Source organism: Mycobacterium sp. (assembly GCF_035314665.1).
Classification (GTDB): Bacteria; Actinomycetota; Actinomycetes; order Mycobacteriales; family Mycobacteriaceae; genus Mycobacterium.
The window spans coordinates 1-23,351 of sequence record NZ_DATFZD010000061.1 but is presented as its reverse complement, the minus strand read 5'-3'; the positions used below and the strand labels follow the sequence as shown (position 1 = coordinate 23,351).

The following is a 23,351-nucleotide window of genomic DNA, read 5'->3' as shown; positions in this document are numbered from 1 at the left end:
TTCCTGTTGGGCAACGAGCGCACCGGCATCGCTGGGGTGGGCCGCACCAAGGTTCGTCTCGCCGAGGTCAAACAGTGTGCCACCGACACCGGTCTGCTCGACGATCCGCTGTTCGCCGCTCGGCTCGCTGAAACCGAAAACGAGCTGCTGGCATTGGAACTCACCCAGATGCGGGTCGCGTCCGGCTCGACGGGCGGTAAGCCCAATCCGGCGTCGTCGGTGCTCAAGCTGTGCGGCAGCCAGTTGCAGCAGACCGCCACCGAGTTGCTCGTCGAAGTGGCCGGCCCGGATGCCCTGCCGTTCGATGCCGGCGACGAGATCGCGTCACCGCGATGGGCGCAGGGCAGCGCGCCGCACTACCTGAACTACCGCAAGACATCCATCTACGGCGGCAGCAATGAGGTACAGCGCACCATCATCGCGTCCACCATTCTCGGCTTGTAAGACACAGGAGGGCGAGGTAAAGCCATGGACTTTCAATTGAGCGACGAACAGGTTCTGCTCCGCGACACCACCCGCGACTTGCTGTCCCGAAGCTACGACCCGGAGAGCCGCAACAAGATCATCGGCAGCGAGCTGGGCTGGAGCCGCGACGTGTGGACTCAGCTGGCCGACACCGGGATTCTCGGGCTGGGCTTCGACCCTGACGAAGCCGGCCAGCTCGAAGTGATGGTCGTGCTCACCGAAGTCGGCCGCCGGCTGGCCCCCGAACCCGTCGTGCACGCGGCGCTGGGACCGGGGGCGATCGTCGCCGAGGTCGGCAGCGACGCCCAAAAGGAGATACTCGACGACGTCGCCGCCGGGCAGCGGTTGCTGGCATTTGCACACCTCGAGCCCGGGATGCGCGGAGCGTTGACCGAGAATGTCGCCACAACCGCTGTGCAGCAAGGTAATTCGTGGGTGCTCAGCGGACGCAAGAACCCGGTGCTCGCCGGGGACTCCGCTGACACCCTGGTCGTCAGCGCGAAGTTGCCCGACGGCGGAATCGGACTGTTCCTGGTCGACGGCGAAGCCGCGAGCCGGCACCCGTACCGGACGTTCGACGGCCAACGCGGCGCTGAGATCGATCTGGACAAGGCGCCGGGCGAGCCGCTCGGCGACGCGGTGGGCGCCTCGGCCGCCATCCGCAACGCGGTCGTCCGCATCCAGTCCTCGTTGTGCGCCGAGGCGGTCGGCGCCATGGAAGAGGCACTTCGGTTGACCACCGATTACCTCAAGACGCGTAAGCAGTTCGGTGTCACCCTGAACACCTTCCAGACGCTGACTCAGCGCGCCGCCGATATGTACGTGTCGCTGGAACTGGCCCGCAGCATGAACCTCTACGCCGCGATGTCCATCGCCGACGGCAATCTCGACCCGGTGGTCGCGGCACGGGCCAAGTTGCAGATCGGCCGGTCGGGGCGCCACATCGGCCAGGAGGCGATCCAGCTGCACGGCGGCATCGGGATGGCCGCGGAATATCCGGTCGGTCATTACGCCGCGCGGCTGACCGCGATCGAACACACCCTCGGTTCGTCTGAGGACCAGTTGCACGTCCTGATCGATCAGGTCGGCGACTACAACGTCGTAATGCTTTAGGCCGGAGCAGTCGGATGGCCGAACTCTCCGAGCAAGTCGCGGAATTCCGGTCGGCGGGCACCCGCACCGCGATGCTGGGTTACCTCGCCGCCGACGGCCGACCGCTGGTCGCTCCCGTGTGGTCCATCGTCGACAACGGCGAGCTGGTGTTCAACACCGGCCGTGAGTCGGCGAAAGGTCGTGCACTGGCCAGGGATTCACGTGTGGTCATCTTTGTCGACGATCCGCATCCGCCCTACTCGTTCGTGCAGGTGCAGGGCCGAGCCTCGTTGCGGGACGATGCCGAGGACCTGCTCGAGGTCGCTACGCGGATCGGTGGACGCTACATGGGCGCACACCGCGCAAAGGAATTCGGCCAGCGCAACGCCGTGTCCGGCGAGTTGGTGGTGCGGGTCCGGCCGACCAAGGGCCTGAGGCGGCCGACTTCCGCGGCGTCCGAGTTCGCTTTGAAGAGTCCAATCTGACCGGCAAAGGAGCCGCCCGATGAGCGCAGACCGTCCGTTTCGTGTGATCCAGTGGACTACCGGCAACATCGGGCGACGCTCGTTGCACGCCATCATCGGCAGACCGGACATGGAACTGGTCGGCGTCTACGCGCACGGGCAGGACAAGGTCGGCGTGGACGCCGCCGACCTGTCCGGCTGGCCGGAGCCGACCGGCGTCAAGGCCACCAACGACATCGATGCGCTGCTTGCACTGCGGCCGGACGCGTGTTGCTATAACCCGTTGTGGCCTAGCGTCGATGAGTTGGTTCGGTTGCTCGAGTCGGGCGTCAACGTGTGCTCTAGCGCGGCCTGGATCACCGGTGGCAAGCAGACCCCGCAGGACCGGCAACGGATCCTCGACGCCTGCGAGCGCGGCGGGTCGACCATCTTTGGCAGCGGCGCGCATCCCGGAATGACGAACCTGGTCGGCATGGCGCTCAGCGGGTCCTGCGAACGCGTCGACGAGATCCGCATCACCGAGTCGGTGGACTGCTCGACCTATGAGTCCGCGGAGACGCAGACCGCGATGGGTTTCTCGCAGGACCCAGATACGCCGGGGCTGGCCGAGAATGTCCGACGCGAAAGCGAAGTCTTCGCCGAGTCGGCGGCGATGATGGCCGACGCGATCGGCGCCACGCTGGACAAGATCACGTTCGATGTCACATTCACCGCGGCCACCGCCGATTCCGACCTGGGCTTCATGAAGATCCCGGCCGGAACCGTGGGCAGCGTGTACGGCTATCACCGCGGCTGGGTGGGCGAGCGCAACGTGGTCAGCGTCGGGTTCAACTGGATTATGGGCAGTCACGTGGTGCCGCCGAAGCCGCTCGAGCACGGCCACGTCATTCAAGTGTTCGGCCTGCCCAACATGCGCACGGTGGTTCATTGCCTGCCGCCGAAGGACTGGACCGAGCCGGGATTCATGGGTCTGGGGATGATCTACACCGCGATGCCGGTCACCAACGCGGTGCCGGCGGTCGTCGCGGCCCGGCCCGGGATCGTCACGCTGGCCGACCTGCCGCCGGTCACCGGCCGGGCGACGGCGCACCAATGAAGGCTGGGACACAGAAGGGGACCTAACGGAACGCGGACGTGCCCTACCGGCTAGCATAGTTAGCCGAGCGAAGGTTCTGCGGGAAGCGGTGGTGCCGACGGACCTCGGCTCTTTCGGCAGAGTAAGTACGCCGACGGCGGCGGACGGAATGGATCTGACGGGCCGGCGGGAGGAGACCGAGTGCGCGCGATTTCGATTGGCGGTTTGCTCAAACGGTGGTGGATACCGTTGCTTCTAGTGGTCGTCCTGTCGGTTTCCGCGTTGGTCGTGACGCGGCTGCATAAGGTGTTCGGCTCGCAGGACCTCAACGCGAACGCGGGGGCCGGGATCAAGATCGTTCAGTTCAACCCAAAGGTCGTTAAGTACGAGGTCGATGGGCCGCCTGGCAGCGTAGCGAATCTGAACTACTGGGACGCCGACGCCAACACGCATCAGGTCAATGGCGCACCGCTGCCATGGTCGTACACCATCTCCACCACCCTGCCCGCGGTCAGCGCCAACATCATGGCCCAAACCGACGCCCACCACATCAGCTGCCGCATCACCGTCGACGGCGTTCTCCGCGAGCATCAGAGCGCAGACGGCGTCAACGCCCAGACCTACTGCTTGGTGAAGTCCGCATGACAGACACGGCCGACAGCGACATCACGACAAGCCAGTCCAGGCGCCTGCACCAACCGTTCATCCCGCACTTCATCCGCATCTTCGCGATTCCCATCATTTTGGGCTGGGTCGCGCTGACCGTGGTGGTCAACGTCGCCGTCCCAACCCTGGAAATCGTCGGCGAAAACCATTCGGCGCCAATGGCGCCCCTGGAAGCCCCGTCAAATCAGGCGATGATGCGGATGGGACACAACTTCAAGGAGTTCAATTCCAACAGCACGGTGATGGTCGTGGTGGAAAGCCAGCAGCCGCTCGGCGACGCCGCACACCGCTACTACGACGACATCGTCCGTAAGCTGCGACAGGACCGTGAGCACGTCCAGCACATCCAGGACTTCTGGGGCGACCGGTTCACCGCCGCGGGCGCGCAGAGCGCCGACGCAAGGGCCTCCTACGTTCAGGTCAACATCGCCGGTAACCAGGGCACCACGCAGGCAAACAAATCCGTCGAAGCAGTCCGCAACGTTGTCGACAACGAACCCGCGCCGCCCGGGGTCAAGGCTCACGTCACCGGCTCGGCGGCGCTGTCCGACGACATGCACGTCATCGGCAACGACAGCCTGGCCAAGATCACATTGTTCACCCTGGCCGCGATCGCGATCATGCTGCTGCTGGTCTACCGCTCGATCGTCACCACCTTGATCCAGCTGTTCATGACGTTCGTCGCGCTGGCCTGTGCGCGCGGAATCGTCGCGGTGTTGGGCTACAACAACGCGTTCGGTCTCACCACGTTCGCCGCGAACATCCTGACCATGCTGGCGATCGCCGCCGGCACAGACTACGGGATCTTTCTCATTGGCCGGTATCAGGAAGCGCGCGCGGCCGGCGAAGACCGGGAGACGGCCTACTACACGACATTTCGCGGGGTCGCCCCCGTCGTGCTGGGTTCGGGCCTGACGATCGCCGGCGCGACGTACTGCCTGAGCTTCTGCCGGTTGCCCTGGTTCCACACGATGGGCGCACCGGTGGCAATCGGCATGATCGTTGTGGTGGCGGCCGGCCTGACACTGGGTCCCGCCGTGGTTTTCCTGGGCAGCCGGTTCGGGCTGTTTGAGAAGAAGAAGCAGGCCCGCGGCCGACTATGGCGGCGGGTCGGTACCGCCGTCGTGCGTTGGCCCGCACCGGTTTTCGCGGTGAGCGGCGCGGTCGTGCTGGTCGGCATGGTGGCGTTGCCCAGTTACAGACCAAGTTACAATGACCGCCACTACCTGCCCGAATCAGCGGCGTCCAACGTCGGGTATGCAGCGGCCGACCGGCACTTCTCCGAAGCCCGGATGAATCCGGACATGCTGATGATCGAGGCCGACCACGACATGCGCAATCCGGCCGACATGCTGGTGTTGGACAAGGTCGCCAAGAACGAGATCCGCACCGTCGGTATCGCAATGATCCAGGACATCACCAGGCCCCTGGGGATTCCGATTCAGCACAGCTCCATCCCCTTTCAGAACAGCATTCAAAGCCAGACGACCATGCAGAACATGGGCTTCCTGAAAGACAGAATGAACGACATTCTGAAGATGGCCGACGAGCTGGGGATCACCATAAGTTACTTGGAGAAGACGTATAAGATCACGACTCAGCTGGCCGACACGACTTCTGACACGGCCCGTCTCACCAGAGAAATGGTGCAGGTCACTGACGATTTACGGGACCACATAGCGGATTTCGACGACTTCTATCGCCCGATCCGTAGTTACTTCTACTGGGAGAAGCACTGCTACGACATTCCAGTCTGCTACTCCTTCCGGTCGTTGTTCGACTCATTGGACGGGATCGATCAACTCGACGAAAAGCTGCACGGCTTGTCAGGCGACATCGGGGTTACGGACAAGCTCACGCACGAACTGGCCGCGATCTTGCCGCCGCAGATCGAGGCCCTGAAAACCACTCGCGCGATAACGCTGACCCTGCACAGCACCTTTGACGCGATGATCAATCAAATCGAGGCGATGAGCAACACATCGATTGTCATGGGCCAAAGCTTCGACGCCTCGCAGAACGACGACTTCTTCTACCTGCCGCCCGAGGCATTCACTAACCCGGAGTTCATTCGCGGCGTGAAGTTGTTCTTCTCCCCCGACGGAAAGTCGGTGCGCTTCTTCATCACTCACCAGGGTGACCCGATGGCGCCCGAGGGAATCGCCCGGGTGTCCGCGGAGCGAACCGCCGCCCAGGAGGGGCTCAAGCAGTCCTCGCTGTCCGATGCCAAGGTGTATCTCGGCGGAACCGCCGCGACCTTTCGCGACATGGCCGACGGCGAAAAGTACGACTTGATGATCGCGGTCGTTTCGGCGTTGACGCTGATCTTCATGATCATGCTGCTGTTGACCCGCAGCGTGGTGGCAGCGCTGGTCATCGTCGGTACCGCGAGCAGCTCGATCGCCGCATCCGTCGGACTGTCGGTGCTGATCTGGCAGGACCTGTTCGGTATGCACCTGCACTGGATCGTGGTGGCGCTTTCGGTCATCATCCTGTTGGCCGTCGGCTCCGATTACAACCTGCTGTTGGTCTCGAGGTTCAAAGAAGAAATTCACGCCGGGCTCAAGACCGGCTACATCCGATCGATGGCCGGCACCGGCGCGGTGGTGACATCAGCGGGCCTGGTGTTCGCCTTCACCATGGCGGCGATGCTGGGCAGCGACCTGACCGTGCTGGGTCAGTTCGGCTCGACGGTCTGCATCGGCCTGCTGCTCGACACCCTGGTGGTGCGCACGCTGTTCATGCCCTCGCTCGCCACCATGCTGGGCCGCTGGTTCTGGTGGCCGCTGGTTGTCCATCCCCGCGGCGATAACGCCAAACCGAAGCCACCGCCGGCACCCGCTGCCGCCGGGGAGGACACTGCGCCGCTGGCGGTGCAGGCACAGCGCTGATAGCGCGGCGACCCGCCGCGAAGCCGCTACTCGGCTACCTCGACACACACCGCGAGCGCCCCGGCGCCGACGTGCAACGCGAGCACCGGGCCGAGATCGGTGACGACCACGGGCTTACTCGTCGGCAATCGCTGCGCGAGAGCGTCGACAAGGTCGGCCGCTCCGTCGGGGTTGGCGACGTGATGCACCGCGATCTGCGCTGGACGCTCCCCGACGACTTCGCACACCCGATCGATCATCGTCGCGACCGCTTTGCTGGCGGTGCGTACCCGTTGCGCCAGAACAAGTTTGCCGTCGTCGATGCGCAGCAGTGGCTTGAGCGACAGCTTGGTGCCCAGCCAGGCGCCCGCACCCCCGATGCGCCCGCTTCGGCGCAGGTTGTCCAGCTGGTGTACGACGATAAACCCGTGATTGTGGCTCACGGCACCAGCCGCAGATGCCGCAACCGCGTCCAGGTCGGTCCCGCCGGCGGCAGCCCGAGCAGCGGCCAGCGCGACGAAGCCGGTATTCATCGCGGCCGACTTCGAGTCGATCACCCGAACCGCTGGACCAAGTTCGGCCGCAACGGTTTCCGCGGCGCCGACGGTTCCCGACAGCGCCGCCGAAAGGTGCACAGCCACGACTCCGTCGCCGCGGCTGTCGGCCAGCGCCTGCCGGTACACCTCGCCCAGTTCCGCCGGCGTGGCTGCGGCGGTGGTGGCTCGCCCGTAGTCGTGGATGTCGTCGGGAACATCGTCGACGCCATCGCGCAGGTCGTGCTCGTCGAGCAGGATGTGCAGCGGCACCTGCCGGATTCCCCACTGTCGGCGCAGATCCTCGGGAAGGCGCGCTGATGAGTCAGTGACTACCACGACGGACATAGGAATTCAGCCGCGCGACGTCTCGGTATCGACGCCGGCTTCGGTCAGCGCCTTGAGCATCAATTCCGCGACCGCCTGATGGGCTTCGAAGTTCCAGTGGATACCGTCGGGGTTGCCGCGACCACTCATAACATGTTCGGCGACGGCGGATTTCAGATCAACCAGCGGGATATCATGCTGCTGAGCCCACCGGGTGATTGCCCGGACCGTGCCGGCTCGGCCGTGATGGACCTTACCGTAAGTCTCGGCGATGTGCACCGACGGTAGCGAGGCCACAATCGGGACGCCGGGTCGATTGAAATCGATTGCGCCGCGGGTCTGTTCGAGGTATTCGGCGGATAGGTGTGGCGGCAGTGCGGCTCTGGCTACCGGCGACAGCCGCGGCTGTACCCAACCGTAGCCGTCGCGGACCCACCGCCGCAGCCACGGCGGTCGCACGTAGCGGATGAGTTCACGCAACGCCGTCGGCAACGGAGACGGCAGCGAATCCATTCCGCCCGTCGCGAAGATCACCGCCCCGGCGCGGGGCAGAGCCGCCCAGGCCCGCGGATCCTGGGTAGCAGCCCACCACACATCCCGACACGTCCAGCCGATGCGGCCGATCAGCTCCAGTTCCCAACCCAGTTGCGAGGCAACAATATTCGGCCATATTCGCGGATCGTCAGCGGGCAGCCCACCGGTCGGTCCGTAGTAGGCCAGTGAATCGGCGAAGACCAGCAGCGCCGGACGCGACCGTTGCTCAGAGGACATCGCCGGCGACCTGTGCCGAAGCGTTCCACACGTCCAGGCGCCATCGAATGTCATCGACGTGCTCGGCGCCGGCCCGCGCATCGGTTGAGTGCCCGGTCAGCTGCGTCCAGCTGGCATTGCCCATGCCGCCCAGCGCGGGCCAGTTGGTAACCGGCAGCCGCAGCAGCGCCGCGGTCAGGGCCGCGATCAGTCCGCCGTGGGCGACCAGCACCACCGGCCGCGCCGGTTCCTCGTCGGCACCCCATTCGGGCTCACCGGCGACCAGCTCGGCGATCAACGGCAGGCTGCGCTCAGCGACGTCGACCCTGCTCTCGCCGCCGTGCGGTGCCCAGGTGGCGTCGTCGCGCCAGGCCATCCGGGCACCGGGTGCTTTCGCGTCGATCTCGGCGTGCGTCATGCCCTGCCAGTCGCCGAGGTGCGTCTCGCGCAACCGCTGGTCGACCTGCACGCGCAAGCCCGCGCGCTCCCCCAGCGCGACCGCGGTGTCGTAGGCGCGTCGCAGGTCCGACGACACGATGAGCAGCGGCTGGCGTTTGGCCAGCGCCTCGGCTGCGGCGACCGCCTGGACGCGGCCCAGATCGGTCAGCTCGGTGTCCAGCTGGCCCTGCATTCGGCTGCCCAGATTGAAGTCGGTCTGCCCGTGCCGCAGCATTACCAGGCGGCGCGTCGTCATGACCGGCTCGCAGAGTCCGCCGACAAGTCCACCGCCACCACCGGGCAGTCACCCCAAAGCCGGTCCAGCGCATAAAAATTGCGTTCGTCTTGGTGCTGGATATGCACGACGATGTCGATGTAATCCAGCAACATCCAGCGGCCTTCGCGGGTCCCCTCGCGCCGCGCCGGCTTGTAGCCGGCCCGGCGCATCTTCTCCTCGACCTCGTCGACGATCGCGTTGACCTGCCGCTCGTTTGACGCCGAGGCGATGACGAAACAGTCGGTGATCACCAGCTGACCCGAAACGTCGATCACGACGACATCGTCGGCAAGTTTCGACGCCGCCGCGCAGGCGGCGACGGTGGCCATCTCGATCGCCTCCGGGGTGGCCGTCACTTCTCGTCCCCGGGTTTGCAGTAGAGCTCACGCTTGGAGATGTATTGCACGACACCGTCTGGCATGAGATACCAGAGCGGACGCGACTCTTGCGCCCGCCGACGGCAGTCGGTGGACGAGATAGCCAGCGCGGGAATCTCCACCAGCGTCAACGCGTCCTCGGGCAAGCCGTCGAGAACATCGGCGAGGTGTTCGCTGCCCAGCTCGTAGCCGGGCCGGCTGACCCCGACGAACCGCGCCATCGCGAACAGTTGCTCCAGGTCCTGCCACGACAGGATGGCGGCCAGCGCGTCGGCGCCCGTGATGAAGTACAGCTCACATCCGGGATTGATCGCGTGCAGATCCCGCAGCGTGTCCTTGGTGTAGGTGGGGCCGGCGCGGTCGATGTCGACCCTGCTCACCGAAAAACGGGAGTTGGCCGCCGTCGCGATCACGGTCATCAGATACCGGTCCTCGGCGGCGCTGACCCGGCGTTGCTTCTGCCAAGGCTGACCGCTGGGCACGAAGACCACTTCGTCGAGATCGAACAAATAAGCGACTTCACTGGCCGCGACCAGGTGGCCGTTGTGGATGGGATCAAACGTCCCACCCATCACTCCCAGCCGCCGCTTTCGCATGGTTTGCCAGCTTACTGGAGCACTCGGGTGCAGCTCATGGGCAGCGTTTGGCAATGTGCGCGGTGCGCCGATGTTCGGTGCCGGACGGCACAGGGAGATTACGTAACCTCGCTCAGGAGCGGGAAGGCTCAGAACCGATGGGAAGGCGCGGCATTGAAAGAGCCATTGACGTCTCGAGACGACCACCGATACGTGATCGTCGGTGCCGGTGCGATCGGCGGCACCGTGGGAGCGGTGCTGACGCGAGCCGGTGCTCCCACGATCTTGGTGGCCCGCGGTCGGCACGCCGAGGTTTTGGCGACGGCCGGCATGACGCTGAGAACGCCCGACGGCACCTTCCACACGCCGGTCACCGCCGCGTCCGGGACCGAGCAGGTGTGGTTGACCGATCGCGACGTGCTGGTGTTCGCGACGAAGACCCAGCAACTCGACTCGGCACTGCAGGAGTGGGTGGATCAGCCGGTTCATGGCCCCGACGGTGTCGTCGGAACCGCGGGCGAGCGATTGCCGGCGATGACCGCACTCAACGGTGTTGCCGCCGAGGAGAAAGCGTTGCGCTATTTCCGTCGGGTGTTTGGTATCTGTGTCTGGTTGCCTGCCGTGCACCTCGAACCCGGCGAGGTGATCGTTCGGTCGTGGCCGGTGGCGGGGCAGTTCCACATCGCTCGGTGGCCCGCGTCGATCAGCACACCGGACGACGCGACCCTGTTATCGGAGGTCGCCGAGACGTTGACCGCGGCGGGGATCACGGTGCAGATTCCCCACGACGTCGCCCCCTGGAAGTACAACAAGCTCCTGAGCAACCTGGGCAACGCGGCCGGCGCCCTGGCCGCCGAGGCAGCCGACATCGGCGCGGTGGTGGCCGCGGTGCGCGGTGAAGGTGAGGACGTGTTGCGTTCCGCCGGAATCGAATTCATCTCGTTCGAGACCTCCACGGCCGCGCGCGCGGACGGACCGACCATACGCCCGATACCGGGATGGAATGCCGCCGCGAGCAACTCCACCTGGCAGTCGTTGAGTCGCAACACCGGCAACGTCGAGACCGACTTCTTCAACGGTGAGATCGTCCGGCTCGCTCACCGACATGGCATGACGGCGCCACTGAACGCCGCGTTGGCACGGGCGGCGCGTGATGCGGTCCGGAATGCAAGTGGGCCAAGCGGCTATTCAGCGGCAGAGCTGGCGGAGCTTCTCGAAGTGGGCCACTAAACAGGCAGCAGCTGGTCGATCACCGCCGCCAGCTGTTTGGCGGATCGGCATTCGTGCATGGTGATCACTTCTTGGTAGCGAGGGACCGCCGAGTCGCCGCTGCCCCACAGGTGCTTGGGCTCCGGGTTGAGCCAGTGCGCGTGCCGGCTGGCGGTCACCATGTGGGCCAACACATCGGTGGCCGGGTCGCGGTAGTTGGTGCGGCCGTCGCCGAGCACCAACAACGAGCTGCGCGGCGACAGCACATTCGGGTGGGCCTGAATGAACGAGACGAACGCGTTGCCGTAATCACTGTGTCCGTCACGGGTGTAGACGCCAGCCTCCCGGGTGATCCGCTGAATCGCCACGGCCAGGTCGGCGTCCGGGCCGAACATGTGGGTCACCTCGTCGGCGGTGTCGATGAAGGCGAAGACCCGAACACGGGAAAACTGTTGGCGCAGTGCGTGCACCAACAACAGGGTGAAGTGGCTGAAGCCGGCGACCGAACCCGACACGTCGCACAACACCACCAGTTCGGGGCGCGCCGGGCGCGGTTTGCGCAGCACCAGGTCGATCGGCACACCACCGGTGGACATCGACTTGCGCAACGTCTTGCGCAGGTCGATCGCTCCCGCGCGGGCACGGCGCCGACGAGCGGCCAACCGGGTGGCCAACGTGCGGGCCAGTGGCTGCACCACCCGGCGCATTGAACGCAGCTGTTCGCCCGAGGCACGCAGGAATTCGACGTTCTCGGCCAGCTGCGGGATTCCGTACATCTGGACATGGTCGCGGCCGAGTTGCTCGGCGGTGCGCCGCTTGGTCTCGGCGTCGACCATTTTGCGCAACTGGGTGATCCGCTGCGCGGCAAGCGCTTTGGCGATCTGCTCTTGGGTCGGCGTGGGTTCGTCGCCGTACGGAGCCAGCAGACCGGCCAGCAGCTTGCCCTCGAGCTCGTCCAGCGCCATCGCCTTGAGCGCCTGATACGACGAATACGACGGGCCGCGGCTGGAGTTGTATTTGCCGTAGGCGTCCACGATTTGCGCGATCATCGCGACCAGCCGCTCATCCATGTCGGCGAGGTCCGCATTGGCGGTAAGCAGGTCCAGCAGCATCTGCCGCATCGCCTCGACATCGTCAGGCGGCAACTGGATCTCGGGATCGGCCTCGGCCTCTTCCGCCACCACCGCACGTGTGCCCAGCGCGGCGGGCCACCATAGGTCGAACATCGCGTCGTAGGTCTCGCGGTGCTCGGGCCTGCGTAACACCGCGCAAGCGAGGCCTTCGCGCAGCACCTCCCGATCACCGAGACCAAGCACCGCCATCACTTTGCCGGCGTCCACCGTCTCCGACGGTCCGACCGAAATACCTTGCCCGCGAAGCGCTTCCACGAAGCCTACCAAGTGACCCGGCAGGCCGTGCGGAGCCAGCGGATGGCTGGGGCGGACGCGGCGGACGGCCATCAGTACCTCTCAGTTCAACCGAAGTTCGCCTGTGGCGCGTTGATGATCGGATTGGTGTTTGAGCACCACGCCCAGCGTGGCGGCGATGGTCGCATCGTCGATGGTGTCCATGCCAAGTGCCAGCACCGTGCGTCCCCAATCGATGGTCTCGGCCACCGACGGCAGCTTCTTGAGTTGCATTCCGCGTAGCACCCCGATGATTCGCACCAACTCATCGGCGATGTGTGCGGGAAGTTCGGGCACGCGGGACAGCAGAATGCGGCGTTCCAGCTCGGGGCTGGGGAAGTCGATGTGCAGGAACAGGCAACGACGTTTGAGCGCCTCGGACAACTCGCGGGTGGCGTTGGAGGTCAGCACCACGAACGGCGCTCGCTCGGCGGTGATGGTGCCCAACTCGGGAACCGTCACCGCGAAGTCGGACAGCACTTCCAGCAGCAGACCCTCGATTTCGATGTCAGCCTTGTCGGTTTCGTCGACCAGCAGCACCGTGGGCTCGGTGCGCCGGATCGCGGTCAGCAGCGGGCGTGACAGCAGAAACTCCTCGCTGAACACGTCCATCTTCGTCTGGTCCCAGTCTCCGGAGCCGGCCTGAATACGAAGTATCTGCTTGGCGTGGTTCCACTCGTAGAGCGCGCGGGCCTCGTCGACGCCTTCGTAGCACTGCAGGCGAACCAGACCGGATTCGGTGGCCTGCGCGACGGCGCGGGCCAGTTCGGTCTTGCCGACCCCGGCCGGCCCCTCCACCAGCAGCGGCTTGCCGAGCCTGTCGGCGAGAAAAACCGCGGTGGCGGTGGCGGTGTCGACCAGATAGCCGGTTTCGGCCAGCCGCTGCTCGACGTCGTCGATATCGGCGAACAGCGGGACGGGCCGCGCGGGCACACTCACGTTTGTGTTCTCCTCAGCATGTCAGGCCGGGCGAGTCTGACCGTCTCCCCAGACGATCCACTTGGTCGAGGTCAATTCTGGCAGTCCCATCGGGCCGCGGGCGTGCAGCTTTTGGGTGGAGATACCGATCTCGGCGCCGAACCCGAACTGCTCACCGTCGGTGAAGCTCGTCGACGCGTTGACCATCACCGCGGCCGCGTCCACTCCTTCGGTAAAACGTTGGGCGGCAGCCATATTGGTGGTCACGATCGCTTCGGTGTGCCCGGTGCCGTATTCGTTGATGTGCGCGATCGCCCCGTCGACACCATCGACGACCGCGACCGCGATCTCCATCGCCAAGTACTCGCGGCGCAAGTGCTCCTCATCGGGGTCGAGATGCACCGTCACACCGGCGTCTTGCAGCGCACCGATCAGTCGTGGCATGGCCTGACCCGCGATCGCGGAGTCGACCAGCAACGTCTCGGCGGCGTTGCAGACGCTGGGCCGACGGGTCTTGGAGTTCAGCAGGATCCGTTCCGCCATCCCGAGGTCGGCCGCATCGTGCACGTAGACGTGGCAGTTGCCGACGCCTGTCTCAATGGTCGGCACCTGCGCGTCTCGCACCACCGCGTCGATCAGGCCGGCCCCCCCGCGCGGGATCACCACGTCGACCAGGCCGCGGGCCTGGATCAGGTGGGTCACGGTAGAGCGGTCGGCGGCCGAGAGCAGCTGGACGGCGTCGGCGGGCAAGTCCTCGGTGAGCAGCGCAGCGCGCAACACGGACACCAGCGCCTCATTGGACCTCGCCGCCGACGCGCTACCGCGCAGCAGCGCGGCGTTGCCGGACTTGAGCGCCAAACCGAACGCGTCGACGGTGACGTTGGGCCGGCCCTCGTACACCATGCCAAGCACGCCGAGCGGCACCCGCTGCTGGCGCAGCGCCAGCCCGTTGGGCAGGGTATAGCCGCGCAGCACCTCGCCGACCGGGTCGGGCAGCCCCGCGACCTGACGCAGGCCGGCGGCGATTTCGTCGATGCGCTTCGGGTCCAGTGCCAGGCGATCGATCATGGCGGTCGGTGTCTGGGCCGCCCGTGCCGCGGTCAGATCTTCGGCGTTGGCCGCCAGGATCTGATCGCCGTTGGCCACGATTGCCTCCGCGGCGACTAGCAGCGCCTGGTCCTTGGCGACGGTCGGCAAGGAGGCCAACACGCGGGCCGCGACCCGCGCCCGGCGCGCGGCGTGGTGCACCTGTTGACGCAAGTCGGGAGCCGACGGAGCATGCACACTCATTAACTCAGGGTATCGAGTTTCCTACCGCCCGGTTGACACGGCCCTACCGGACGTGCGGGCGAACGCCCGGCCGATCAAGATCGACTTCGTTGCGCCGCGCCAGGATGCGCTAGCGGATTGCTGAAATCGCTTTGCGCATCGTTATTTTGGCGTTGTCGGCAATAGTGGTCCGCCCGAGATAACCGGTATCGCCGCGTTCAGGCCATCCGGTCGACGCGCTTTCGCCGGTCTTCGATGATGCGACCTAGTTCCTGAAGCAGGAGAGGTGATCGCATGACGAGATCTTCGATGTGCTCACGATCGAGCACCAGCGCAGTCACCTCTTCCAGCGCATACGCCGTAGTGAAGTTTGGTTGACGGGTCAGCGTCGTCAGCCCGAGGAATGAACCGGGTTCGAGCACACTGAGCGACAGCACAGAACCGTCTTCGGCGGTGGCGGTGAGCCGGACGCAGCCAGTGATCAGAAATGTCATCGCGTGCGCCACTTCCCCGGCGAAATGCACGACTTCGTCCGTGCCGTATCGAACGATTTTCGCATGCGGGACCAGCGACTGTTGATCGGTGAGGCTCAACCGCAATGCCGGCGCCACGACAGTTCGCATCGCCCTCTCCACCCGGGCCGGTGTGGAGAAGTCGTCGTTCTCGCCATCGAGGTGGAGGTCCTCACGCCGCGCCGCGTACCAAATCCATCGCAGGAAAGTGGAGCGCGCCGCGCCGTCATCGGCCGGCGACTTTAACCCGATGGTGACGCGGTACTCGCCGCTGCCGGTGGCCACCGCGGTCGGTGTGGTGTCGGCTTTGCATTGCGGCAGCGTGCCGGCGACCCGCGATAGCAGCCGTCGCACCCGGTCGGGCGCGTCGGCAGGAGAAAACGCGGTCGTTATCTCTAATTGGTGTGCGCCGGGCGGGCGGCTGAGATTGGTAAACGAGGTGGCGGCGAGCACCGAATTGGGTGTGATCTGCAATCCGTGGTCGGTTTGGATGTGAACAGCGCGCCAGTTCGCTTCCACGACGCGTCCCCGCGCCGCGGGGGTGTCCAGCCAGTCGCCGATCCGGAACGGCTGCTCGAACAACATGAACAGGCCCGACACGATCTGGCCGACGGAATTCTGCAGCATCAAGCCGATGACCACGGACCCAACGCCCAGCGCGGTGAACAGGCCACCGATACGCACTCCCCAGATGTAGGAGAAGATCAGCGCCAGTCCCACCGCGATCAGCAAAAGCCGCAATACGTCTCGAAATATCGTCGGCACCCGCTGGCGGAAAGAGCCCTGCGGAGCGCCTTCAAATAGTGTGGCGTTCAGCCCGGACAACACCAGCACCAGCACCAAAAAGCCAAATACCGTGGCCAGTACCCGCACCGAGTCGAGGCGTGCCGGAACCTGCGCCACCTCGGTCAAAAGCATCAATAGCGCTGTCAGCGGCACTACATAGGTGCGCAGCAGGTTGACCGGTCGAGCCAGAGCGCTCTGCCGGCGCTCAAGCGCGTGGTGCAATTCGGTGAGGCCGATCAGCGTCAGGGGCAGTCCGACGGTCAGCCCGACGGCCCAGTAAAACCAGCCTGCGTCAAGGAATTTCACTTGCGCTCCGACAACCGCCAGATCGGCTGCTCCGAGCCGTCGACCGTGATGCTGCCGGCCGGCGTGAAGTGCCGAATGTCACGCATCAGGTCGTACACCTCCGAGGTGACGTAGACGCCCGACTCCGTTGCACCACTACGCATCTGGTGGGCCAAATTGACCGCGGCTCCCCACATGTCGTAGATGACGCTGGTCCGGCCGACAAGTCCACTGATCACGTTGCCGGTGTTCACGCCAGCCCGAATGCCGAGGTGGTGACCCGTCCGGCTATTGAATCGCTCGATGATCCGTTGCATCTCCACCGCGAAGTCGATGGTGCGGGGCACGCTGTCCAGCCGTGGAACATTCAATCCGCAGCTGGCCAGGAAGCCGTTATGCACGGTGCGAATGGGCTCAACGCCAAGGGTTTCCGCTGCCGAATCGACTTCCCGCACCAACTCGTCGACAATCCCCACCAGTTCGTTACCGGACAGCCGATTGGAGAGCTCGTCGAGGCCAACGATGTCGGCGAATATGACAGCGACGTCCTGGTGTTCTTGCGCGATGGTCTGTTCGCCTTCGCGGTAACGCTGTACGACCGGCTCGGGCATCAATGACAATAGCAGACGGTCGTTTTCCTTGCGCTGCTCGGTAAGCAGATCTTCTTTGATCTGCAGATTCCGGCTCATCTCGTTGAAGGCGACAGTGAGATCGCCGATCTCGTCGCGCGTTGTCACCGGCATCGTGACGTCGTAATCTCCCGCGCTGATCTTCTGCGCGCCGGCTTGCAGGCGCCGGAGCGGCCCCACGAATAACCGGGCAATCAGCATTGCCACCACACAGATGACGAAAACCAACGCCGCGGTGGTCAATACCAATGTTCGGGTGAATGAGCCGATTCGGTCGAAGGCTTCGGCGCTGGCCCTGGTCGCCACGATCGACCAACGCAGGTCCGAATTCGGCACATGCAGCGGGGCGTAAGCCGCCAGTTCCCGGTCTCCCAGGTAGCCGGTGTCGACCACGGTTCCGGTCTGCCCGCGTTGGGCGGCGCGAACGGCCGCCGTCGCCACGGGCTGGACCAGCGTCGTGCCATGCCACCTGATCGCTTTCTCGACGATGTCGGGCGGTGTCCCTGCCGCCACCGCCTCGCGCTGATATTTCTCGGGGTCCTCCAGGAACAACCGCGAATCAGAACGCATCAGGTCGTCCGGACCGGCCAAATACGTCTCCGCGCTGTCCCCCATGCCGGCGGCTTTCCAGTGCTTGTCGGCGGTCATGATCCGGTTGACTTTGGAGATCGGTAACGGCAGGGCCAACACCCCCGCTGTCTTGCCCGCCGCAACGATCGGCGACACCAGCCACGCGATGGGCGCCCCGAGTGCAGCCTGAAACGGCTCGAAGTCGGTGATCCACACAAAGTCCACCGAGTCGGCGGCCATTGCCTTTTCGTAGGCCTTGCGCAAGTTGGACTCGCGAAACGGACCGGTCAGGATATTGGTGCCCAGCACGGGACCTTTGTTCACGCTGTAGACCAGGTTGCCCCGAGTGTCGAGCAGCATGGCATCCCGGTATTCGAAGCGAGTCGCGACCTCGTGAAAATAGTTGTTGAAACGCGCATTCGCGGCCGACCATGCGCTGCCGTCACCCTCATCGTCGGGCGGAGCCGACACTCCAAACGACGGGACGGTGTAGTGGATTTGAAGATACCTTTGCGCGTTGCTCTCGGGCAGCACCGCATCGAGACTCAGATTATCGCCAGTTGCCTTTTGGATCGGTTTGATCAATTTGTCGTTGTAGAACGTCACCAGCGACTGCTGTTGCGCCGGGTCGATCGGCGCGTCGGCCAGTTGGTCGAAGCCGGCGGTGAACGCCTGCACCGCCTCGATCGCAGTCGAACCCCTGCTGTACACAACCAGCGAATTCGTCAGGTCCGCGAACAGCATCTCCATTGCCCGCTTCTGTCCCTCGCGCAACTCGATCATTCGTTCAGAGGCGGCAGGCAGCAGGGCGCGACGACCGGATATGTATTCGACGACGCAGATCACCGCCAAGGATGTGAGGCTGGAAATCAACAGCATCACCATGATCTTGGACTGAATGCTGAACCGGGACAGCGGCCGTGGGAATCGCCTGACCTTGCCGGCCGCGACCGTTTGGTCTTGCGGTCCCGCATCGGTTGAGCGCCGCAGCGTCAATCGGCTTCCTCTCGATGTCTGATGGCCCTGCTCCTGACCGGGCCGTACCGGCCCGCATCGTCGCAGGGCGGCGACGGGCGTTAAAAGCCCAGATCACGCAGCAGCGTAACGCGAACGGTGTACTGAATTTGGATTTGCCGAAAACCGTTATCAACGTGCCGTTGTGAAACCCGGCGCGACTCCATACCGTCGGCGGGATGACACCCGTATGCGTGGTGGGCAGCGTGAATATGGACATCGGGTTCGACGTCGACGCCCTGCCGCACCCGGGCGAGACGGTGCTGGCGGCGGCGGTCCGGTCCACACCCGGTGGCAAAGGCGCCAACCAAGCGGTCGCCGCGGCGCGTGCCGGAGCGCAGGTGCAGTTCGTCGGCGCGGTGGGTGACGACTCGTGGGCGGCGGCGCTGCGCGAGCATCTGATTGCGAACGGGGTGGGCACCGACGGACTCGTCACCTCGCCCGGTCCCAGCGGAACCGCCGCCGTCGTGGTCGACTCCGCCGGCGAGAACCTTATCGTCGTCGCGCCGGGCGCCAACGGCCGTCTGACGCTGGACTCCGCCGGGCTACGCGGGCGCATCGCCGACTGCGATGTGCTGTTGCTGCAGTTGGAGATTCCGGTTACGACGGCGACAGCCGCTGCGCGCGAGGCCCATTCGACCGGAGCGACCGTGATCGTCAACGCCTCACCATCCGGCGGAGACTCGGGCGAGCTGGCCGAACTGGCCAAGCTGACGGATGTGGTGGTGGTCAACGAAGCCGAAGCCGCGCACTGGGTTTGGCCGGTCCCGCACCGGGTGATTACCTGCGGCGCCCGCGGCGCCAGCTATGCCGGCGGCGGCGAGGAGTTAACCATCCCGGCGCCGGCCGTGGAGGTAGTCGACACGTCCGGCGCCGGCGACGTATTCGCCGGGGTGCTCGCCGCCGGATGGACAACCGGTCGCGAGTACGCCCTGCGCCGGGCCTGCGCCGCCGGCGCGTTGGCGACGCTGGTGCCCGGTGCCGGTGACTGCGCACCGTATTCCGACGCCATCGACGAGGCGACTCTGCCGGACTGATCAAAGGAGAGACGCAATGCCACAAACCCCAGCAGACCCCCAAGACAATGGCAGTCCACGCCCGCCCGACGGTGACTGGCTGGGAACGCCTTACTTGACGTTTCGGCGCGAGGGTCCGTTCGCGATCGTGACACTGGACCGCCCGGAAGCCCGCAACGCCATGACACCGGCGATGTACTTTGGCATCCGCTACGCGGTCGCGCGGGTCAACGCCGACGCGGATCTGGCGGGCCTGCTCATCACCGGAACCGGTGACGTGTTCGCCCCGGGCGGCGACCTGGGCGGCGGCGGGGCTGACAACTGGATGCAATGGGGTTCAGCGTTGTCGATGGATGTGACGCCGTTCGACACGCTGCGGAAATCGGCCAAGCCGGTGGTCTCCGCGGTCAACGGCCTGTGCCAGGGCGGCGGGCTGCAGATCGCGATGTGCAGCGACGTCGCGGTCGTCAGCGAGCGGGCGACCTTCCGGGTTCCCGAGCTGTACCGCGGGATCGCCGACACCTATTACAGCCAGATGCTGGCGCGCGTCGTAGGCCCGATCCGCACCCGCGACCTGATGCTGACCGGGCGGACGCTTACCGCGTCGGAAGCCGTGGAGTGGGGCATGGTCGCGCGCATGGTGACGCACGACGAGCTGATCACCGCCGCCAAAGAGGTGCTGGCGCAATGTTGCCGGACCGCCCCGGGCGCGCGACGGGTGGTCAAGTCCAGCCTGGACAACTACCTCGGCCTCTACGACCGCATCGGGATGGAGGCCAGCATCGAGAGTGCCGAAGCCGTCGAGGGATTCGTCGCATTCAGGGAGCGCCGGTCCCCCGACTGGGTGCACCCCGACCTGCGCGTCGACGGACGGCTGTGACGATGTCGCCGGTTTCTGCGGCCGTGGTCGCGCTGGCACTGCTCACGGTGTTCGGTCTGCTCGGATTTGTCTGGCGCGCTTGGCTTCAACATCGGCGAACGGGATCGACCGGGTTTCGCGGCATCAGCGGCAGGATCGGCTCAGTGGAATGGGTGGCCGGGGTTGGCTTCGTCGTAGCCCTAGTCGTCGCGGTGGTCGGCCCGGCGCTCCAGTTGTCGGGTGTCATCACTCCCCTGCCCGTGCTGAACGCTGACTGGATTCAGATCACGGGAATCGCGTTGGCGCTGCTGGGGATCGCGCTGACGGTGTGGGCGCAGCTCGACATGGGCGACTCCTGGCGGGTCGGCGTGGACGAGAACGAAACCACCGCGTTGGTGCACACCGGAATGTTCGGGTGGGTGCGCAACCCCATCTACACGGCGATGCTCACATTCGACCTCGGAATCGCGCTGCTGACACAGAATTTCGTGACGATCGCCGGGTTGGCCCTCGCGGTCACCGCGCTCGAGCTGCAGGTACGACGAGTCGAGGAACCTTATCTGCTGGGCAGACACGGTGCGGCCTACCGCAGCTACACGGCCAGTGTCGGCCGATTTATCCCGGGCGTCGGGCTGCTGCGTTAGCGCGAGCCGCGCCGCACGTCGTGCGCGATCGCCAGGCCTTCGCCTGTTTGGAGTTCGGCGGCGGTCTGGCTCATCAGCACACGACTGCGGTTGGGCGACAGCAGGATCGAGACGTAGTGATGCGGTAACTCCGTCACAAACGCAAGGCGGTTGACCCGAAGCAGCGCCGAACCGATGGCCGTGTTCAGCAGACGCGCGTTGCGTGGACCCGCGATCTCCGCCGTGATCTCGTGCTGCATCCGATCGATGACGACACCGGCGCCGGCAAGCAACTCGTAAAGGGGTGTGCGCCGTAGCGCCGAGGCGCTCAACGTGTCGCCGAGATCGGTGGGCAGCCAGGCTTCGGTGACCATCAACGGTTCGCGAGTCCTGCGCTCGCGGCGCACCCGCAGAATGTGCAGCATCTCCGCGGTCACCCCGAGCGCGTCGCCGATCGAGGACGGCGGCATTCGGAGGTCATGCTCGACGACATCGACGGACGTCTGGAATTGCGCCTGCCGGAGACCGTCCATGTACGAGCCGCCCGCCGGCACCTCATCGGATCGGTCGCGTTGACGGACGAACGATCCCACGCCTTGCCGGCGTTCGATGTAGCCCTGCTCGGCCAGGTCGGCCAACGCCCGACGCACCGTAATGCGGGACACGCCGAACTCGTCGCACAGCGCTTGTTCGGTCGGCAGCGCGGCGCCGGGTGCCAGCGCACCCCGGGCGATCTCGTCGTGCAGCACCAAGAACAGCTGCCGGTGCAGCGGCACCCCGGCACCGGTGTTCACCGGTCCGACGACACCGCTGGTCTCCTGCATGAGCATCAATGTTCGCACACTCCCTTGCCGATCTCGTTATCATTTGTTATAAGTATATAACAAGCATACAACAGCAGATGGAGGCTGACGATGACCGCGGAACAGCAGGCCGCCACCACCGATCCGAACGGACCGACCGGCCGGCTCGCCACCTGGGTCGCCGACGTGACACTTGACGACGTGCCACGCGACGTCGTCGAAAGGGCCAAACACCTGTTGCTCGACGGCATCGGTTGCGCCCTGATCGGTTCGCAACTGCCCTGGTCGCGGGTCGCGACCGGCGCCGTCCTGGATCTAGAGAACAAGGGCGACGTCGTGGTGATCGGCACCGGGCTGTCCACCAGCGGACCGGCAGCGGCGGTGCTCAACGGCACCTTCATCCAGGGCTTCGAGCTCGACGACTTCCACCCGATCGCGCCGGTGCACAGCTGCTCACTGGTCATCCCCGCACTGCTGTCCACGGCGGCCGCGCTGCCGGGAGCCACGACCGGCGTGGACTTTCTGCTAGGAGCAATCACCGGTTTCGAGGTCGGCCCCCGCGTCGGCTACGCGCTGCACGGGACGCAGATGCTCGACCGCGGCTGGCACTCGGGACCGGTCTTCGGCACGCACTCCGCGGCAATGGCATCCGGCAAGATGCGCGGGCTCTCCCCCGCACAGTTGGAAGATGCACTGGGCCTGGCGGGCACCCAGTCGGCGGGGCTGATGGCCGCGCAGTACGAGGCGATGAGCAAGCGCATGCACCACGGGTTCGCCGCCCGCAACGGCTTTTACGCCGCCGGGCTGGCCGCGGCGAACTACACCGGCATCAAACGAGTCTTCGAGCGCGAATATGGCGGATTCCTCAGCGTTTTCGGCGAAGGCCACGATCCCGACGCGTCATTGCTGACCGAGCAACTGGGTGAGCGCTGGGAGACCAGCATCATCATGGTCAAGTCCTACGCCGTCATGGGTGGCCTGCACGGAGCCGTCGACGCGGCCCGGCAGCTGCGCCCTTCGCTTGTCCCCGAGGACATCTTGAAGATCGACATCACCGTCGGCGAGACGGTGTACAAGCACGGTTGGTGGAAGCCCGAGCGGCCGCTGACCGCGATCGGCGCTCAAATGAACATCGGCTACGCGACCGCCGCCGCGTTGCTCGACGGTAACGCGCTGCCCGAGCAATTCACCCCTGCGCGCCTGGACGCAGACGACATCTGGTCGCTGATCGACAACACCGACGTGCACCTGGACGAGTCGCTGGCCGACGGCCCCCTTACCGAGCGATTCCGCACCGACCTCTCGGTGACCACCCGCGACGGCAACGTGCATCACACCCGCGTCGTCGCGCCCCATGGTGCGCCGTGGGACCCGGTCACCAACGAGGAGCTGATCACCAAATTCCACGCCCTGGCCGACCGGGTCACCAGCCGCGACCGCGCGGACGCGATCGAGCGTGCGGTGATCGGCCTCGAGGACCTCGATGACGTCGGTGTCCTCGTCGATCTACTGGCCCCGCCCGTCGCCGGCACACTCGACTGAA

Annotated in this window: 22 protein-coding genes; 11 read left to right on the top strand and 11 right to left on the bottom strand. The window is 65.5% G+C overall.

Translation table 11 applies throughout. The features are described 5' to 3' along the window. The 6 genes from VKI00_RS04650 to VKI00_RS04625 form a co-directional block, all read left to right on the top strand. On the top strand, positions 1-444 hold a 444-nt coding region (locus tag VKI00_RS04650; protein ID WP_324435809.1), incomplete at its 5' end, for an acyl-CoA dehydrogenase family protein. Between the two features lie 24 nt (positions 445-468). After that, on the top strand, positions 469-1,578 hold the full coding sequence (locus VKI00_RS04645; RefSeq protein WP_324435807.1) for an acyl-CoA dehydrogenase family protein: 1,110 nt from the start codon (positions 469-471) through the stop codon (positions 1,576-1,578). Between the two features lie 14 nt (positions 1,579-1,592). Continuing rightward, the gene (locus VKI00_RS04640) at positions 1,593-2,042 is read left to right on the top strand and encodes a PPOX class F420-dependent oxidoreductase (protein WP_324435805.1); all 450 of its coding nucleotides are present in this window, start codon (positions 1,593-1,595) and stop codon (positions 2,040-2,042) included. A gap of 19 nt (positions 2,043-2,061) precedes the next feature. Beyond that, complete coding sequence (locus VKI00_RS04635; protein WP_324435803.1) at positions 2,062-3,117, top strand: dihydrodipicolinate reductase; 1,056 nt, start codon at positions 2,062-2,064, stop codon at positions 3,115-3,117. Between the two features lie 204 nt (positions 3,118-3,321). Beyond that, positions 3,322-3,741, top strand: a complete 420-nt coding sequence (locus tag VKI00_RS04630) for an MmpS family transport accessory protein (protein ID WP_414687116.1) — start codon at positions 3,322-3,324, stop codon at positions 3,739-3,741. Continuing rightward, positions 3,738-6,653, top strand: a complete 2,916-nt coding sequence (locus tag VKI00_RS04625; protein WP_324435799.1) for an MMPL family transporter — start codon at positions 3,738-3,740, stop codon at positions 6,651-6,653. The genes VKI00_RS04630 and VKI00_RS04625 overlap by 4 nt, the downstream gene beginning before the upstream one ends. 26 nt (positions 6,654-6,679) lie before the next feature. Here the strand turns inward: VKI00_RS04625 and VKI00_RS04620 are convergent, their stop codons facing one another. The 5 genes from VKI00_RS04620 to nadD are packed head-to-tail and all read right to left on the bottom strand — an operon-like array spanning position 6,680 to position 9,930. Then, entirely contained in the window at positions 6,680-7,513 is an 834-nt protein-coding gene (locus VKI00_RS04620; protein WP_324435798.1) for a DegV family protein, read from the bottom strand. Positions 7,514-7,519: 6 nt separating this feature from the next. After that, the gene (gene octT / locus VKI00_RS04615) at positions 7,520-8,263 is read right to left on the bottom strand and encodes a diglucosylglycerate octanoyltransferase (RefSeq protein WP_324435796.1); all 744 of its coding nucleotides are present in this window, start codon (positions 8,261-8,263) and stop codon (positions 7,520-7,522) included. Then, complete coding sequence (gene gpgP, locus VKI00_RS04610) at positions 8,253-8,936, bottom strand: glucosyl-3-phosphoglycerate phosphatase (protein WP_324435794.1); 684 nt, start codon at positions 8,934-8,936, stop codon at positions 8,253-8,255. The genes octT and gpgP overlap by 11 nt, the downstream gene beginning before the upstream one ends. Continuing rightward, complete coding sequence (gene rsfS, locus VKI00_RS04605) at positions 8,933-9,313, bottom strand: ribosome silencing factor (protein WP_324435792.1); 381 nt, start codon at positions 9,311-9,313, stop codon at positions 8,933-8,935. The genes gpgP and rsfS overlap by 4 nt, the downstream gene beginning before the upstream one ends. Beyond that, positions 9,310-9,930, bottom strand: coding sequence for a nicotinate-nucleotide adenylyltransferase (gene nadD, locus VKI00_RS04600; protein ID WP_324435790.1), 621 nt, complete (start codon positions 9,928-9,930; stop codon positions 9,310-9,312). Before nadD ends, rsfS begins: the two co-directional genes overlap by 4 nt. Positions 9,931-10,083: 153 nt before the next feature. Here nadD and VKI00_RS04595 point away from each other — a divergent pair, with 153 nt between their 5' ends. Further along, positions 10,084-11,139 carry a ketopantoate reductase family protein gene (locus VKI00_RS04595; protein ID WP_324435787.1) on the top strand — a complete coding sequence of 352 codons (1,056 nt, stop codon included), beginning with the start codon at positions 10,084-10,086 and terminating at the stop codon, positions 11,137-11,139. Here VKI00_RS04595 and VKI00_RS04590 read toward each other — a convergent pair. The 5 genes from VKI00_RS04590 to VKI00_RS04570 all read right to left on the bottom strand — a co-directional run bounded on the left by VKI00_RS04590 (position 11,136) and on the right by VKI00_RS04570 (position 18,489). Further along, on the bottom strand, positions 11,136-12,578 hold the full coding sequence (locus VKI00_RS04590; RefSeq protein WP_324435786.1) for a VWA domain-containing protein: 1,443 nt from the start codon (positions 12,576-12,578) through the stop codon (positions 11,136-11,138). The two genes, VKI00_RS04595 and VKI00_RS04590, sit on opposite strands and share 4 nt — an antisense overlap. Positions 12,579-12,587: 9 nt before the next feature. Next, positions 12,588-13,463 carry a MoxR family ATPase gene (locus VKI00_RS04585; RefSeq protein ID WP_324435784.1) on the bottom strand — a complete coding sequence of 292 codons (876 nt, stop codon included), beginning with the start codon at positions 13,461-13,463 and terminating at the stop codon, positions 12,588-12,590. Positions 13,464-13,484: 21 nt separating this feature from the next. Further along, positions 13,485-14,732 (bottom strand): glutamate-5-semialdehyde dehydrogenase, encoded by a 1,248-nt coding sequence (locus VKI00_RS04580; protein WP_324435782.1) that lies wholly within the window; start codon positions 14,730-14,732, stop codon positions 13,485-13,487. 197 nt (positions 14,733-14,929) lie between these two features. After that, positions 14,930-16,315, bottom strand: coding sequence for a mechanosensitive ion channel family protein (locus VKI00_RS04575; RefSeq protein WP_324435780.1), 1,386 nt, complete (start codon positions 16,313-16,315; stop codon positions 14,930-14,932). Continuing rightward, on the bottom strand, positions 16,312-18,489 hold the full coding sequence (locus tag VKI00_RS04570; protein ID WP_414687115.1) for an adenylate/guanylate cyclase domain-containing protein: 2,178 nt from the start codon (positions 18,487-18,489) through the stop codon (positions 16,312-16,314). The genes VKI00_RS04575 and VKI00_RS04570 overlap by 4 nt, the downstream gene beginning before the upstream one ends. 197 nt (positions 18,490-18,686) lie before the next feature. Between VKI00_RS04570 and VKI00_RS04565 the strand changes: the two genes are divergently transcribed. The 3 genes from VKI00_RS04565 to VKI00_RS04555 are packed head-to-tail and all read left to right on the top strand — an operon-like array spanning position 18,687 to position 21,026. Beyond that, entirely contained in the window at positions 18,687-19,544 is an 858-nt protein-coding gene (locus VKI00_RS04565; RefSeq protein ID WP_324435779.1) for a ribokinase, read from the top strand. A 16-nt stretch (positions 19,545-19,560) separates the two neighbouring features. Then, on the top strand, positions 19,561-20,403 hold the full coding sequence (locus VKI00_RS04560) for an enoyl-CoA hydratase/isomerase family protein (RefSeq protein ID WP_324435777.1): 843 nt from the start codon (positions 19,561-19,563) through the stop codon (positions 20,401-20,403). 2 nt (positions 20,404-20,405) lie between these two features. Next, positions 20,406-21,026, top strand: a complete 621-nt coding sequence (locus VKI00_RS04555) for an isoprenylcysteine carboxylmethyltransferase family protein (RefSeq protein ID WP_324435775.1) — start codon at positions 20,406-20,408, stop codon at positions 21,024-21,026. Here the strand turns inward: VKI00_RS04555 and VKI00_RS04550 are convergent. Continuing rightward, a complete protein-coding gene (locus VKI00_RS04550; RefSeq protein WP_414687114.1) occupies positions 21,023-21,829 on the bottom strand; it encodes a GntR family transcriptional regulator in 807 nt (268 codons plus the stop codon). The two genes, VKI00_RS04555 and VKI00_RS04550, sit on opposite strands and share 4 nt — an antisense overlap. Before the next feature lie 90 nt (positions 21,830-21,919). Here VKI00_RS04550 and VKI00_RS04545 point away from each other — a divergent pair, with 90 nt between their 5' ends. Next, a complete protein-coding gene (locus tag VKI00_RS04545) occupies positions 21,920-23,350 on the top strand; it encodes an MmgE/PrpD family protein (RefSeq protein ID WP_324435771.1) in 1,431 nt (476 codons plus the stop codon). Position 23,351: the final 1 nt, after the last annotated feature.

Bases quoted from the DNA above. Each gene is read 5' to 3' on its own strand.
- VKI00_RS04645 (WP_324435807.1), top strand. From the start codon at position 469: ATGGACTTTCAATTGAGCGACGAACAGGTTCTGCTCCGCGACACCACC.
- VKI00_RS04640 (WP_324435805.1), top strand. From the start codon at position 1,593: ATGGCCGAACTCTCCGAGCAAGTCGCGGAATTCCGGTCGGCGGGCACC.
- VKI00_RS04635 (WP_324435803.1), top strand. From the start codon at position 2,062: ATGAGCGCAGACCGTCCGTTTCGTGTGATCCAGTGGACTACCGGCAAC.
- VKI00_RS04625 (WP_324435799.1), top strand. From the start codon at position 3,738: ATGACAGACACGGCCGACAGCGACATCACGACAAGCCAGTCCAGGCGC.
- VKI00_RS04620 (WP_324435798.1), bottom strand. From the start codon at position 7,513: ATGTCCGTCGTGGTAGTCACTGACTCATCAGCGCGCCTTCCCGAGGAT.
- octT (WP_324435796.1), bottom strand. From the start codon at position 8,263: ATGTCCTCTGAGCAACGGTCGCGTCCGGCGCTGCTGGTCTTCGCCGAT.
- gpgP (WP_324435794.1), bottom strand. From the start codon at position 8,936: ATGACGACGCGCCGCCTGGTAATGCTGCGGCACGGGCAGACCGACTTC.
- nadD (WP_324435790.1), bottom strand. From the start codon at position 9,930: ATGCGAAAGCGGCGGCTGGGAGTGATGGGTGGGACGTTTGATCCCATC.
- VKI00_RS04590 (WP_324435786.1), bottom strand. From the start codon at position 12,578: ATGGCCGTCCGCCGCGTCCGCCCCAGCCATCCGCTGGCTCCGCACGGC.
- VKI00_RS04580 (WP_324435782.1), bottom strand. From the start codon at position 14,732: ATGAGTGTGCATGCTCCGTCGGCTCCCGACTTGCGTCAACAGGTGCAC.
- VKI00_RS04565 (WP_324435779.1), top strand. From the start codon at position 18,687: ATGACACCCGTATGCGTGGTGGGCAGCGTGAATATGGACATCGGGTTC.
- VKI00_RS04560 (WP_324435777.1), top strand. From the start codon at position 19,561: ATGCCACAAACCCCAGCAGACCCCCAAGACAATGGCAGTCCACGCCCG.
- VKI00_RS04555 (WP_324435775.1), top strand. From the start codon at position 20,406: ATGTCGCCGGTTTCTGCGGCCGTGGTCGCGCTGGCACTGCTCACGGTG.
- VKI00_RS04550 (WP_414687114.1), bottom strand. From the start codon at position 21,829: ATGCAGGAGACCAGCGGTGTCGTCGGACCGGTGAACACCGGTGCCGGG.
- VKI00_RS04545 (WP_324435771.1), top strand. From the start codon at position 21,920: ATGACCGCGGAACAGCAGGCCGCCACCACCGATCCGAACGGACCGACC.